The organism is Pelagibacterium nitratireducens (genome assembly GCF_037044555.1).
In the GTDB taxonomy this organism is placed as follows: domain Bacteria; phylum Pseudomonadota; class Alphaproteobacteria; order Rhizobiales; family Devosiaceae; genus Pelagibacterium; species Pelagibacterium nitratireducens.
Genome location: NZ_CP146275.1, coordinates 991,177 through 1,005,069 on the forward strand (window position 1 = coordinate 991,177; position 13,893 = coordinate 1,005,069).

Here is a 13,893-nt window from a genome sequence, read left to right on the forward strand (position 1 = left end):
AGCCTTCGGCTGGCGATCGCCCCCATTGGGCTATCGTCGGACCCAGCGTCCGCCTTCGCCCTCGTGTAAATGACCGGCCCCGGCCTGCTCCCATGCGGCCTGGGCAATGCCGCGGTCGGCCGGCTGCAAGGAGGTCTGGCCGGCGTTTTCGGTCGAGAGCACGGAAGCCTTGAGCAGTTGCGAATAGGGGTGCTCGGGTTGCTCCAGAATCGGTTTTGCCGGCCCCATCTCCACGACATGGCCCTGCTGCATGATCATGATGCGATCCGAAATATAGTAGGCCGTCGCAAGATCGTGCGTGATGTAGATCACCGAGACGCCGAATGTGTCGCGCAAATCGCGCAGCAGATTGACGATCGACATGCGCAGGGAAGCGTCCACCATCGACACGGGCTCGTCGGCGATCAGAAGAGCTGGTTCGGGAATGAGCGCACGCGCAATGGCCACCCGCTGGAGTTGGCCGCCCGACAACTCATGGGCATAGCGGCCGGCGATTTCCCTAAGGCTCAGTCCCACCTTCTGAAGGGCCGAATCCATTGCGGCGTCGATCTGATCGGGTTCGGACACACCCAGCAGCGTCTGCGCTGTGGAGCGCAGATAGCCATCGACCTGCTTGAGGGGGTTGAAGGCCTCGAACGGATTTTGAAAGACCGGTTGCAGGCGTTTCATGAAGGCAAGGCGTTGGCTGCGCGACAAGCTGTCGGAAACCTCCTGTCCGTCGAAGGTGATGGCGCCCGAGTTCGGTGTCTCGAGCCCGAGGATCATCCGTGCCAGCGTCGTCTTTCCCGATCCCGATTCCCCGATGATCGTGAAGATTTCCGCGGTATCGGCCGACAGGGCGAAACTCACATCGCTTACGGCGTGGACCACGTCCCGCGAGAACAATCCGCCCATGGCAAAGTGCTTTGAGACGCCGGCAACGTTGAGAAGCTCCTTCATGCCGCACCTTCCGATTGCCGGATTGCCAGTGAATCGGGCGGGCCCACCTCGTCGCTGCGCCAGCATGCGGAGCGATGATCGGCTCCCACCGTTTCGAGTGGCGGGGTCTGCTTTTTGCATTTTTCGATGGCCATGGGGCAGCGGGGATGGAAGCGGCAGCCCTGAGGCGGGTCGGCCAGATTGGGCGGTCGGCCCTCGAGCGACACCCGGGGTGCGGAATCGCCGATCCTTGGAAGGCTGCCCACAAGATGAGCCGTGTAAGGGTGCCTGGGCGCTTCGAACAGCGTACGGGTGGGGCCTTCTTCGACCAGTCGCCCCGCATAGATGATCCCGATACGGTCGGCGATATTGGCGTGAACGCCCATGTCATGGGTCACGAACACCACCGATGAGCCCATTTCGCGCTGCACGTTGTGGATCATCGCCAGCACGTCTTTCTGGACGACCACGTCCAGCGCCGTCGTCGGTTCATCGGCGATGATGAAGTTGGGGCGGCACACCGTTGCGAGCGCGATGATGATGCGCTGGCGCATGCCGCCCGAAAGCTGGTGCGGATAGGCGTCGAGGACATTGGGCGACAGGCCGAGCCGCTCCAGATGGGCCTCGATGGCTGCCTGGAACTCGGTCTTGGGCAGCCCCATGGGCCGGAAGGCGAAGTCGTGAAACGAATGCCTTATACGCCGAACCGGATTGAGCAGGCTCATCGAGCCCTGCATGATGTAGGAGAGGTTCTTCCAGCGGATGGCATCCACTTCGGCCTTGCTGGCCTTGTAGGGATCGATCACCTTGTCCCCGAAGGTAAAGGTCATCGATCCGTCCACGATCCGCAGGGGCGGCCGGATGGCTGCGGCGAAAGTCTTGATGAGCGAGGTTTTGCCCGACGAGCTTTCGCCGGCGATTCCGTACACCTCGTTTTCGCGAATGGTGAGCGTGATGTCGTCAACGGCCCGCACCTCGCGGTCGATGCCGAAATAGGCCATCTGGTAGTAGGCTTTGAGGCCCTTTACGGTCAGAACGGGTTTTGCCGTTTCCATCATTGACCTCCCATGCGCCGCAGCCGCGACCGCGGATCTATGTACTCGTTCATGGAGACAGCCAGAAGGAACAGTCCCAGGAACGTCAGGACGATCAGGATCACGGGAATGATGATCCACCACCAGGCACCCACGACCATGGCCGAATGATTGTTGGCCCAATAGAGCGTTGTGCCGATGGTGGGGTTGTTGATGTTGGTAAAGCCCAGAACGCCCAGTGTGACCTCGAAACCGATCGACCAGATCATGTTGGCCATGGCCGTTGAGAACACGATGGGCATCACATAGGGCAGATGTTCCTGAAACATGATGCGGGACGGCGCCATGCCGGCAAAGACCGCGTGCCGCGTGAACTCGCGGTGACGCAGCCCGAGTGCGACCGAACGGATGAGACGAGCGTCGAACGGCCAGCCCAGGGCCGCCATCACCAGCGCCAGCGTATAGGTGTTGAGGTCACCGCGGAGCACGAAGTAAAAGAGGATAAGGATGGGGAAGATGGGAATGGCCACGAAGATGTCGGCGAAAAACATCAGCACCCGATCGACCCAACCGCCCATGTAGCCGGCGAGCAGTCCGACTGTGATCGAAATGATGCGGCTCAGGATTGCCACGATGAGACCGAAGGTCAGCGTGCTGCGGAACGCGTAGCTGAGATTCCAGAAAAGATCCTGGCCGCGCGAGTTGGTTCCGAACCAGAATTGGGCGCTGGGCGGCTGATCGGGAAAGACCACGTAGATTTCATTGGGCGGGTAAGGTGAGAAAAAGCTGAGCAGCGCGAATATGGTGATCACGCCCACCAGCACGACGCCTATGGCGAACTCGATGTTGTAGCGGATGAGATCCTTGAAAACGGAGAACATTGCTCAGCTCACCCTTATGCGCGGATCAAGGAAGGGGTGCACGAGATCGATGAGAAAGATTGCCGTCGCCACCGCGATCACCGATATGCACGACACAGCCAGCACCAGGGTCGTATCTCCGCCGTTGACAGCCCGGATCAAAAGGCTTCCAAGCCCGGGATAGGCGAAAACCTGCTCGGTGATGATGGTCCCGGAAAAAATCTGCCCCAGAGCCATGGCGAGCGCCGTCAGTTGCGGCACGAGCGCGTTGCGGATCACATAGGACGATACGATCCTGCCTTCCTTGACGCCGGCAAGCTCGGCGTAGGTCACATAATCTTCGGTGATGATGTTGGACACCAGGGACCGCATGCCCAGGAACCACAACCCCAGACCGGTGATGACGAGCGAGAGTGCGGGAAGGATGGCGTGGTGAAGGACTGAAAGCACAAATTGCAGCGACCAGCCGGGGCGCACATTCATCGCAAAGCCGCCGCTGATGGGAAGGACCGGCCACAAATAGCCGAAGACGATAACCATCAGAAAGGCGACGATGTAGTAGGGAATGGGCTGGATGCCGATAGCGACGATGCCGACACCCTTGAGCACGCGCGAGTTCTGGTAATAGCCGGCCAGCCCGCCCAGAATGTTGCCCAAGATCCATGTGAACACGATTGAAACGAGCAGCAGTCCCGCCGTCCAGGGCAGGGCAAGCATGATCAGTTCCATCGCCGGGGTGGGATATGCGATCAGGGATGGGCCGAAATCGCCGGTGAACAATCGCACCCAGAAATTGAGGTATTGTTCGAATAGCGGCATGTTGACCCCGAACAGTTCTTCGTAAGTCGCGCGCAGCGAGGCGATGGCCGTCGGGCTCATGCTGGATTGATTTGAAACGCGCGCGATGATGGTTTCCACCGCGCTGATCGGGCTGAGCTTGGCAATGAAAAATGCCAGCGAGGTCCCGGCAAACACGACTGCCGCAAGCTGCAGCAACCGCTTGAACACGAAAATCAAATATCCCTTCATCGGCCCGTTCGTTCTGTTGGAAGGGTCGGGAATGGCGCCCGGCCTGAGCCGGGCGCCACGGGAATTACTCGTCGCCCGTCGCGGTCAACTGGGTCAGGATGTACCTGGAGTTGGCCCAGTTGTTGACGATGTTGGCATAGGGACGTTCTTCAGCGGTCGGGAAGCCCGTCCAGTACCGGGTATCGTAGGCGGCAAAGACGTTATAGGCCATTACCGGAATGATCGGCATTTCATCGACCATCAGCTCGACGAAATCACGGCCGAGTTCGAGGTTTTCCTCCGAGGTGAACTCGGTGACGCGGATCTGCTCGATGATGGAATCCAGCTCATCATTGGACCAGCGCTGCCAGTTGCGGGCCGGCTGGCGTTCACCGGGCTCGACCAGATATTCGGAGTGCCAGGAGTCGATGAAAAAGCTCAAATCCGGATCGCCGCCCCAGGTTTCGATCGACCATGCGGTGGCCGCTTCGAAATCGCCCAGCGGCAGGGTCTGGGGAAACATCTGAGGATCGGCTTCTGCCGTCACATTGACGCCCGCCTGGGTCCACTGCTGGGCAATCATGGTGCCCATGCGATTGATCACACCTTCGGGGAAGGTCTTGATCGTGAACGCGAAGGGCTGTCCGTCCGGCATCATCCACTGGTTGCCCTCGCGGGTGAAGCCGGCGCTTTCGAGCAGCGCGGCGGCGGCCTCGAGGTCTTGCTTCCACCAGCCATAGCCAAAGGCTGTGCGGATGGCGTCTGGATCGGTGGGCACGTCCTCGAACTGGCCAGAGACCATCTGGGCGATCTGGCTGCCGATCTCCGGATCGTAGGGCTGGGTGGTCTCGCCATTGCCCAGATCAAGTTCGTAATTGGTCAGCCATTCCTGCATGGGCCCGTGATAGTCGGACGGATGCGTGCCGGTGGGCGGCACGGCGATGGCCGACAGCGTTGCGGCGCCGCGATAGGAGGCGATGGCGATCTGACGCGCGTCGAGCATCAGTGCCAGGGCCCAGCGGACGCGCTTGTCCTGGAACATCTCGTTCTGGTTGTTGAAGATGATCATGGGCAGGGTGGGATCGGGGTGGGCATAGGGAAAGCCCGGGAACCAGCCGCGCGCCGTATCCGATTGCTCGACCAGCGAGAACATGGCCTCCGGGGTGAGGTCATGGATCATGTCGAGATTGCCATTGACCATCTCGATAAGCCGGTTGTCGGTCGAGGGGATGCTGCGATAGATCACATATTGCGGCCCGGGCTCGCCATACTGGGCCATCGTGGTGCGATCCCAATCCTCACGCTTTTCCCAGATATACCAGAACCCGTTCGGGTCGAACGAATGCAGCGTGTAGGGGCCCAGCCCCACCGGGGGGTTGAAGTCATAGGACATCACGTCGTCGATGCCGGCAAATACATGTTCGGGCATGATCCACGCGCCGTTCCAGCGGACCGAGAAGGTCGTGTGAAAGCGTGAATTGGGCTGGTTGAGCTCGAAGCGGACCGTATAGTCATCGACCGCTTCCACGCTCGCCACGTTTTCCGTGAACGTGGCGCTCCAACCCATCCCCGGGGTTTCGATCTGCGTTTCGACGGTAAACACGATGTCTTCGGCGGTGAATTCCTCGCCGTCGCTCCAATATATTCCTTCGCGCAGATTCACGGTCATTTCCGTGAAATCTTCGTTGTACTGCCAAGGCTCACTGGCAAGGCTGTTATAGAGCGAACCGTCCAGCCCCTCGTCGGGATCGATGTACCACAGGGTGTCCATCATGAGTTGCTGGAGGCCTGTCGAAAGGCCGCCGCCGCTGCCGGGAATCCAGATGTTGAACATCGATGGATTGGTTGCGGCTTGTTCGGGGTTCTGAATGATCAGTGTCTGTTCGCGTGGCAGTTCCTGCATTGGTGGCGCGCTTTCCTCCTGCGCCATAATCTGTCCAGGTATCATGCCGGCCATGAGGCCAGCCGATGCCAGCAGCACCTTCCAGCTATCCATAGTCTCCTCCCTTTATGAAAAAGCGCTCCTCCGCGCTCCCGCAGTTATGCTACCTTAGTCGAAGTATCTGTCAACATGTTATATGATATAAATCCAACAAATGGATATACATTCCCCTGGCGGCAGGCGCCCTTTAGCGGCCCAACCGGATCATCTGATAGGAATAGGGGGGTAGCGAAACGGACAGTTTGCCATCGGCCAGTTTGGCGCCTGCGCCCTGTTTCGGTGCGACGTCGTCCTGGTGATCGCGGGTGTTGGTGGCCTGCAAATCGTCATGGACCATCATCTGGTGGTCGATGATGCGCATTCCGGGAAAGCCGATCATGTCGATATCGAGGTCGACGGCTTCGTCGGGGTGGCGGCATACGGCAAAGATCGTGACGCCATCGTCCTCGGTGTGGACGGCCGCAACGTCGGCATAGGCCACGCCTGCATACTGCTCACTGTCATAGGTGGGGCAGCTTATTGCCAGATCCAGGGCCGTTCCACGTCCGAACCGTGAGGCGAAATAATAGGGGTAATAGATCGTCTGGCGCCATGCGGGCCCGCCGCGTTCGGTCATGATGGGGGCGATGACGTTTACGAGCTGGGCGATGCAGGCGATCTTGACCACGTTTGAGCGGCGGATAAACGTGTTGATGATCAACCCGACCTGCAGCACGTCCTCGAAATTGTAGATGTCTTCGAGAAGCGCCGGGGCGTGGGGCCAGCCATCGCCGCCGTTCAGAATTTGGCGGTCCTGCTGGTTTGAATGATACCAGACGTTCCACTCGTCGAACGAAATGTAGATGTCCTTGTCGGATCGACGCTTCGCCTTGACGAACTGTATGACGCCGGCAACCGTATCGATATAGGTTTCGAGTTTGTGGGTGAGGGCGAGATAGTTTCCGGTCTTTTTTTCGTGATTGGCGAAATACATGTGAAGGGAAATGTAGTCGACCACATCATAGGTGTGCTCGAGCACCGTTGCTTCCCAGTCGGGATAGGTCGGCATTCCCGAATGGCTCGATCCGCACACGACGAGTTCGAGGCTTGAGTCAAAGGCGCGGATGGCCTTGGCGGTCTCGGCGGCCAGCCTGCCATACTCGGCCGCGTCCTTGTGGCCGATCTGCCAGGGGCCGTCCATTTCGTTGCCCAGACACCAGAGCTTGACGTTCCAGGGTTCTTCCTGGCCGTTCTGGCGTCGCAGGTCGCTCCAATAGCTGCCGCCGGGGTGGTTGACGTATTCAACGAAATTGCGCGCGGCATCGAGCCCGCGTGAGCCCAAATTGACCGCCAGCATCATCTCGGTGCCCACGCTCTTGCACCAATCGGCAAATTCATGGATTCCCACCTCGTTGCTCTCGGAGGTGTGCCAAGCCAGATCGAGGCGAACGGGCCTGTCCTGCTTGGGGCCGATGCCGTCTTCCCAATTGTAGGCCGAAACGAAGTTGCCGCCGGGGTAGCGCACGACCGGAACGTCAAGCTCCTTGATGAGATCGACCACGTCGCCGCGCATGCCGTCGGTATCGGCCGTCGGGTGATCGGGCTCGTAGATGCCGGAATAAATGGCGCGGCCAAGATGTTCGAGAAACGCTCCGTAGATGCGTTTGTCGATCTTGCTGATCGTAAACTCGCGATGCGCCGTTGCCGTCGCCTTCATGGCCATCCTCCCTCGAATCCCGATATCTGGATTTATATCGGAAAAGATGATGGTAATAGCCGTGCTTGTCAACGCCCTGAATGGGCCTTTGAAACCAAACTTCGGGTAGTCTCATTGCGCCTTGTGAATGCGCATTACGATATCCTGGTCGTAATTGCCGAAGCCCCGGCCGAAGATGTTGATGCCGCCGGGGTGCTTTGCGTCTTCGCGAATGCCGATGCGCAGGCGGATCGAATGGTGTGCGGCCAGATCGAGATCGGACAGCTTGACGTTTGAAATCTTGACCCCGTCCACGAAACTGCCCGTTCCATTGACGCGAAAGGTCTTGAGCTTGCCGTATTGCGAGCCCTTGAGCTTCCACCAGTCGGGCGTATAAACGCCGCGCTTGTCGCCATAGTCGCCCGGCGAGGTCCATGTGCCCACTTCAATGCCGTTCACCCAGGCGGTGATGTCGGAGGGCCAATCGGCACTGGTGCCGGGCACTTCCGAGGAGAGTTCCATGGAAAACTCGATAGCGTCTATTTCACTCTTGGAAAGCTTTGCATTGTTGGGGAACTGATATTCCACATGCCCGCGCGTGAACCACACCAGACCGGCGCGCATGCGCTCGGGGTCGAGGAAGGTATCGGGTACATCGAGCAGGCCTACGACACCATCGGGCGTACACAGCCCGCATGGAGCGACGACTTCACAATTGGTGTACAGCCCAAGCGGCATGGCCACTTCGATCTGTCCGGTGGGGGCGGGGGTCACGTCGTCCTTGAAGGCCACCAGGATTTCATCGAAATTGGAATGGCAGATTTTCTGGTTGCCTTTGCGGGCCTTGAGCACGTCCGAGCGGATAAGGTCCGCGTCTTCCAGGATCGAGACGTTGGCCGATACCGTCGACTGCGGCAATTGAAGAACGCGCGCAATGTCGTTGATGTTCTGGGATCCCTGCTCATGCAAGAGCTTGAGGATTCTGATCCTGACGGGCGAAGCAAGGCCCCTGAGGACGTTCATGCCGTCTTCTGGATCCACCACCAAAAAATTGCGGGCCATTTAAATCCGATTCCCCAAACCTGAGCTTGGGGAGGTGTATCAGAGTTTCGGATAGAGTCTAGCCTTTAGGCCCGAGGCCATGCACGCCTCGAGCCTGCTTGAGCGTTCCGGCTCCCTGTTGAAGCCGATATGGTGCGTACCGATCAGCTTTTGGCCATGGCCTTTATGTCATCGGCGCTCGGCGTATTGCCGCCGATGCCCCATTGCCCGCTGCGCACCTCCTTGACGCGCACCCATGTTACGGCGCGCATCGCCTCGCCCTCCACGGCGACCATGGCATCGGTCACCTTCTGGATCATGCGGGCTTTCTGACCTGCGTCAAAGACGCCGTCGATCACTTCGATATCAACCAGTGGCATGTCATTCTCCTTGTGTCTGACATGTGCCAGAGTGCGGAGATCGGGCCCATCGAGCCAGTTCTGCAAATGAAGCAGATCCACTATAGTTTTTGAACTGGACCGGAATGGGCGCGCTGTGGGAACCTGATTGCGGAGGTTCATCATGAGCCAGACGGTTTACCCCAATTTCTGCCCCATCGCGATGGCGTCCACAATGCTCGAGCCGCGCTGGACACTGCTGGTGCTGAGCGAGATGTGGGCCGGCGCGTCGCGCTTCAACGAAATTCAGCGCGGGGTGCCCGGCATGTCGCCGGCCCTGCTGTCCAAACGGCTCAAGGATATGGAGGCCAAGGGCCTTGTTACGCGCCGCGACGGTGCAACCAGCGGCCACGCCGAGTATTTCACCACACCGATTGCCGATGAGTTGGAGCCCCTGGTTCAAAAGCTGGGAGAATGGGCCCATCGCAACGTCAATTGCGAGGTCTCGATGCAGCATCTCGATGCCCGCACGCTGATGTGGAACATCCGGCGCAAGATCGATCGTCTCGAACTTCCCCAGCACAGATGCGTCATCCAGTTCACGCTGGACGATCCGCACCATGAGACGATGAATTACTGGCTGATTTTCAAGCCCGGCATCGAGCCCGATCTGTGCTACTCCGATCCTGCCTTCAGCGTTGATCTGTTCATCGTCAGCCAACTGCGCGCCCTGACATCGGCCTGGATGGGACACACCAGTTTCGAGGCAGAGATCGAAAGCGGGCGGATCGTCCTTATCGGGCATCCCACCATGGCCCGCACCCTCACCAAATGGCTGATCCGCAGCCGCTACGCCAGCGTGGAAAAGGCTGCACCATAGCCAGGATCGTTCGGCGTTTTTCGGGCCGGATGCGCTTGGGGGCGAACGGTCGACGACCGGTGCAAATTGGCGCCGGTTGAAAGGGTGAGCGACCGACGTCCATAAATATGATTGCAATTGTCATGTTCAGTACGTATGACTGCGCCTGTTGTTTTTTGCCTTTGGGGGCACCGGGCGGCGCAGGCGAAGCACTGACGCGCGCCGGCTGATGGGCCGCCCCTGTTTGAGGCACCAGAAGACGAGAGGGCGCGATGCCCAGCGACGATCATTCCGACGCCAGGACAAATTCCGCGCGTCTTTCCACACAAGCCGTTGCTGCGGGCTATGAGGGGACACAGATCCTTTCGGATGTTTCGCTCGGGGTTGCCAATGGGCAGATGACCGTACTGGTCGGGCCGAACGGGTCAGGAAAGTCGACGCTGCTCAAGACCATGGCGCGAATTCTAACCCCCAATGCGGGGCAGGTCCTGCTCGATGGAAAATCGATCCATGCCGCAAAAAGCCGCGATGTGGCGCGGGCCATGGGCATTCTTCCCCAGGGGCCGATCGCGCCCGAAGGGCTGACGGTTCGGGAGCTGGTTGCCCAGGGGCGTTTTCCCCATCAGGGCCTGATGCGGCAATGGACGCGGCAGGATCAGGACGCTGTCGAAAAGGCGATGGCGACGGCCGCGGTCACCGAATTTGCCGATCGCCCGGTGGATTCGCTTTCGGGCGGGCAGCGTCAGCGCTGCTGGATCGCCATGGTGCTCGCCCAGGAAACCGATCTCTTGCTGCTCGATGAGCCAACCACGTTCCTTGATCTCAAGGTTCAGGTGGATCTGATGGAGTTGCTGGCCGATCTGGCCCATGGCGGCGGCCGCACGCTGGTCGTGGTTCTCCATGAACTGAGCCTTGCTGCAGCCTATGCCGATCATCTGGTGATGATGAAAGAGGGCAAGGTCGCCTGCGAGGGCACGCCAGAGGCCATTTTTACCGCCGAGCGCCTCAAGGATGTTTTCGATCTCGATGCCCATGTGGTGCGCGATGTTACCACAGGCCATCTGGTTTGCGTGCCGCTGGGCACCCATGCCCGCCGCAAGGCGGCGGTTCGCGTCGCATGAGCGCGGTCACACATGAGCCGGGCTCGCGGCGCATGGTCCTCACCGCTTCGGGGCTGCCGCTGCTGATCGGGCTAACGGTTGTGCTTTTTGGCCTGCACATCGCCGTGGGCGCCAAGCACCTGCCGCTCGCGACCGTTCTCGAGGCCATCGTCAACCGCGACGCCACGGTTTTCGATCACATGATCATCTGGGATCTACGCCTGCCGCGCGCCTTGATCGCGCTTACGGTGGGGGCCGCGCTGTCGGTTGCCGGGGCGCTCATGCAAGGGGTTACCCGCAATCCTCTGGCCGACCCGGGCCTGCTGGGATTGATGGCCGGCGCGTCGTTTGCCGTGGTCATAGTGTCGTTCTTTTTCGGTCCCGCAGCGCTTTACTGGCTCCCGTGGATTGCAGCGCTCGGCGCGCTGGTCACGGCGCTGGTCGTCTATTTCATCGCCCATTGGGCGCCCGGTGGGCCGACGCCGCTGACACTGACGCTTTCTGGCGCAGCCATTTCCGCTTTTCTGGGCGCCATCATTTCGATCGCTCATCTGCTCAATGAGGATTCGTTCGACAATCTTCGCATCTGGCTTTCGGGCTCGCTGGCCGGCCGCGATATCTCGATGCTCTATGTTACCGGTCCCTGGATCGCCGTGGCGCTGATTGCAGGGCTGGCTCTGGCCCGACAGGTGACCGCATTGGCCATGGGGGACGACGTGGCCAAGGGGCTCGGCGTGCGCACCGGGCCGCTCAAGCTGCAATTGCTCGGGGTCGTCGTGGTTCTTACCGCGTGTTCGGTGACCCTTGCTGGTCCCATGGGCTTTGTCGGTCTGGTCATTCCCCATATCGCGCGCCTGTTCGTGGGATCGGATTATCGCTGGATCGTGCCCTATTCGGCGGTGATCGGGGCGGCCTATCTTCTGGGTGTCGATATCATTGCGCGCGTTGCCATCCCGCCGCGCGAAATCTCGACCGGCATCATCACCGCGATGGTCGGCGCGCCGGTGTTTATCCAACTCGTCCGCATGAGGGCCAAATGAGCGTCGCGGCCTCGGAGCGCCATGTCGTCCTGCGCGCGGCAAATGAGCGTATCGCGCTGCGGCTGCCGGCGCGGGGTCTTGTCGCCGTCGGGGTTTTGGGCGTTTTGCTTGTCGCGATATGGGCAGTCAGCCTGACGCTTGGCAGCTATGACATCGATCTTGAAACGTTGTGGACGACCTTGTCGGGGACGACGGTTTCGGCCGCGATCGACAATGTGGTGTGGCAGTTCAGGATGCCGCGCGCCCTGGTCGCGGCGCTGGCCGGTGCCATGATGGCGCTCTCGGGCGGCGCCATGCAAAATGTCACCCGAAACGGGCTGGCCGACCCCTCGCTCATCGGCATCAGCCAGGGCGCGGCGCTTGCCGTTGTTTCGGCCATCGTGGTGTTCCCGCAACTGGGCTCCGGCTGGCGGCCGTTCATTGCATTTGGCGGTGCTCTCGGTGTTGCAGTCCTTGTGCAGGCGTTGAGCTTTCAAAGGCGCGGCAACAACACCATCCGGTTCATTTTGCTCGGCATCGGGGTTTCGGCATTCATCTCGTCGATCACCTCGGCCATGCTCACCTATGGCGATCTCGATCGTGCCATGTCGGCCCTGTCGTGGCTGGCCGGCTCGGTCAATGCGGCAACCTGGACCGATGTGCATGTTCTCTTTGCCTGGTGCCTTGTGCTCATGCCGCTGATCCTGGCGCTCAGCCGCATCATGTCGGTGCTGCGCATGGGCGAAGATACGGCGATCGGTCTGGGCGCATCGGTCAGATGGGCGCGCTACGGACTGATCTGCGTGGGCGTGGGTTTTGCCGCGGCCGCCACGGCTATCGTGGGGCCGCTGGGCTTTGTTGGGCTCATCGCCCCGCACGCCGCCCGACGCATCGCCCGCAGCGGCATTGGCATTCATACGCTGCTGACCGGTTTGTGCGGCGCGGTTCTGGTCTCGGTTGCAGATCTGATCGGACGCGCGGCCTTTGCCCCCATTCAACTCCCCGCAGGCCTCATAACGTCAATAATCGGCGTGCCCGTTTTCATCTACCTCCTGCAACGGGCCGCCGCCAAATCGCATCTGTGAGACATGACATGAACCGTTTTGCCCTTGGCGTTCTCATGACCGCCGGCATTTTATCATTCCCGACGTCGTCCGCGCTCGCGCAGGAGTTTCCGCTCACCATCGAGCACAAGTTCGGCACGACAATCATTCCTGAAAAGCCGGTCAGGGTTGCCACCATCGATGCATCAGGAGCCGACGATCTGCTTGCCCTGGGCATCCAGCCGGTGGTCATCAAATACTGGTTCGGCGATTATGAGCGCGTCGTCTGGCCATGGGCCGATTCCCTTCTTGAGGAGGTTCCGGATGCCGTGGTTCGCGGAGACCTCGACTTCGAGATGATCCTGGCTGCGGACCCCGATGTGATCCTTGCACTTTGGTCCAATATCACCCCGGAAGACTATGAGAGGCTCAGCCAGATCGCGCCGGTCGTTGCGGTGCCGCCGGGCGTGGGCAATTACGATATGAGTTGGGATGATCGTGCGCTGCGCACCGGGTTGGCCGTCGGCCTCCAGGATGAGGCGCAGGCTCAGGTCGACGCTATCCGCGCCCAGCTTGCCGAGGTGGCTGCCACCCATCCCCAATGGCAGGGGATGACCGCATCGGTGGCCGCCATCCGGCAACAGGGCGATCCTGGTGCTTACACCTCGGGCGATATCCGTGCGCAGCTTCTCGGCGACATGGGTTTTGAGACACCGCAGGAGATCGAGGAGCTTGCGACTGAAGACAGCCCTTATTGGGCGTCGCTGTCGCTTGAAGATCTTTCCCCGCTCGATGGCGATCTGATTGTCTGGGTGTCCTCGGATGGAAATTTCGACAACGTGCTGGCCCTGCCCGACAGGCCCTATCTCGATGTCGTCCAGCGCGGCGGTGAGGTGCTGGCGGGCAAGGAAATGACCGGCGCCTTCTCGCACGCAACGCTTTTGTCTCTGCCCTACGGCATCGAGCGTCTTGTGCCGATGATCGAGGCCGCGCTGGACGGCGATCCGGAAACCAACGCCGACGACCGCTAATGCTTTTTTTTTTGGAGTTATTTAC

13 protein-coding genes are annotated in these 13,893 nt (G+C 60.3%); 5 read left to right on the forward strand and 8 right to left on the reverse strand.

Annotated elements, in window-relative coordinates:
- Positions 1 to 30: 30 nt before the first annotated feature.
- The 8 genes from V6617_RS05035 to V6617_RS05070 form a co-directional block, all read right to left on the reverse strand.
- On the reverse strand, positions 31 to 939 hold the full coding sequence (locus V6617_RS05035) for an ABC transporter ATP-binding protein (RefSeq protein WP_338609553.1): 909 nt from the start codon (positions 937 to 939) through the stop codon (positions 31 to 33).
- The gene (locus tag V6617_RS05040) at positions 936 to 1,976 is read right to left on the reverse strand and encodes an ABC transporter ATP-binding protein (protein ID WP_338609554.1); all 1,041 of its coding nucleotides are present in this window, start codon (positions 1,974 to 1,976) and stop codon (positions 936 to 938) included. Before V6617_RS05040 ends, V6617_RS05035 begins: the two co-directional genes overlap by 4 nt.
- Positions 1,973 to 2,833, reverse strand: coding sequence for an ABC transporter permease (locus V6617_RS05045; protein WP_338609556.1), 861 nt, complete (start codon positions 2,831 to 2,833; stop codon positions 1,973 to 1,975). The genes V6617_RS05040 and V6617_RS05045 overlap by 4 nt, the downstream gene beginning before the upstream one ends.
- Positions 2,834 to 2,836: 3 nt before the next feature.
- Entirely contained in the window at positions 2,837 to 3,841 is a 1,005-nt protein-coding gene (locus V6617_RS05050; RefSeq protein ID WP_338609558.1) for an ABC transporter permease, read from the reverse strand.
- Between the two features lie 64 nt (positions 3,842 to 3,905).
- The gene (locus V6617_RS05055; protein WP_338609560.1) at positions 3,906 to 5,816 is read right to left on the reverse strand and encodes an ABC transporter substrate-binding protein; all 1,911 of its coding nucleotides are present in this window, start codon (positions 5,814 to 5,816) and stop codon (positions 3,906 to 3,908) included.
- Positions 5,817 to 5,949: 133 nt separating this feature from the next.
- The gene (locus V6617_RS05060) at positions 5,950 to 7,458 is read right to left on the reverse strand and encodes an alpha-N-arabinofuranosidase (RefSeq protein ID WP_338609562.1); all 1,509 of its coding nucleotides are present in this window, start codon (positions 7,456 to 7,458) and stop codon (positions 5,950 to 5,952) included.
- Between the two features lie 111 nt (positions 7,459 to 7,569).
- Positions 7,570 to 8,499, reverse strand: coding sequence for an ArsR/SmtB family transcription factor (locus V6617_RS05065; RefSeq protein ID WP_338609564.1), 930 nt, complete (start codon positions 8,497 to 8,499; stop codon positions 7,570 to 7,572).
- A gap of 143 nt (positions 8,500 to 8,642) precedes the next feature.
- Entirely contained in the window at positions 8,643 to 8,858 is a 216-nt protein-coding gene (locus V6617_RS05070; protein ID WP_338609566.1) for a tautomerase family protein, read from the reverse strand.
- Positions 8,859 to 9,000: 142 nt separating this feature from the next.
- Between V6617_RS05070 and V6617_RS05075 the strand changes: the two genes are divergently transcribed.
- The 5 genes from V6617_RS05075 to V6617_RS05095 all read left to right on the forward strand — a co-directional run bounded on the left by V6617_RS05075 (position 9,001) and on the right by V6617_RS05095 (position 13,868).
- A complete protein-coding gene (locus V6617_RS05075) occupies positions 9,001 to 9,696 on the forward strand; it encodes a helix-turn-helix domain-containing protein (RefSeq protein ID WP_338609568.1) in 696 nt (231 codons plus the stop codon).
- A gap of 251 nt (positions 9,697 to 9,947) precedes the next feature.
- The gene (locus tag V6617_RS05080; protein ID WP_338609569.1) at positions 9,948 to 10,796 is read left to right on the forward strand and encodes an ABC transporter ATP-binding protein; all 849 of its coding nucleotides are present in this window, start codon (positions 9,948 to 9,950) and stop codon (positions 10,794 to 10,796) included.
- Positions 10,793 to 11,815, forward strand: a complete 1,023-nt coding sequence (locus V6617_RS05085) for an iron ABC transporter permease (RefSeq protein ID WP_338609571.1) — start codon at positions 10,793 to 10,795, stop codon at positions 11,813 to 11,815. Before V6617_RS05080 ends, V6617_RS05085 begins: the two co-directional genes overlap by 4 nt.
- Positions 11,812 to 12,879: an iron ABC transporter permease gene (locus V6617_RS05090; protein WP_338609573.1), complete on the forward strand. Its 1,068-nt coding sequence runs from the start codon at positions 11,812 to 11,814 to the stop codon at positions 12,877 to 12,879. The genes V6617_RS05085 and V6617_RS05090 overlap by 4 nt, the downstream gene beginning before the upstream one ends.
- Before the next feature lie 8 nt (positions 12,880 to 12,887).
- Entirely contained in the window at positions 12,888 to 13,868 is a 981-nt protein-coding gene (locus V6617_RS05095; protein ID WP_338609575.1) for an ABC transporter substrate-binding protein, read from the forward strand.
- Positions 13,869 to 13,893 lie beyond the last annotated feature (25 nt).